This window comes from Sphingomonas sp. AC449 (assembly GCF_979253475.1).
In genome coordinates this window covers 1-231 of record NZ_CEEDCZ010000119.1, presented here as the reverse complement: position 1 = coordinate 231, position 231 = coordinate 1, and the positions used below count along the sequence as shown (strand labels likewise).

The following is a 231-nucleotide window of genomic DNA, read 5'->3' as shown; positions in this document are numbered from 1 at the left end:
GCTTCTCGCTGATTGCGATCCACAAGCATGGTATCCCCGACGTCTTTGCGGACGAGGCGATCGACGAGGCGAAGCGCGTCGCGCAGCTCCCGCTCGGCGACGACCGCGAGGATCTGCGCCCCCTGCCGATCGTCGCGATCGACCCCGAGGATGCGCGCGATCCTGACGATGCGGTCTGGGCGCAGGCGGACGAGGATCCGGCCAATGCCGGCGGCTGGAAGGCGAGCGTCG

Annotated in this window: 1 pseudogene; it reads left to right on the top strand. The window is 69.3% G+C overall.

The features are described 5' to 3' along the window. Positions 1 to 231: pseudogene (locus AC0CH3_RS18055) on the top strand (ribonuclease R); the annotation flags it as partial.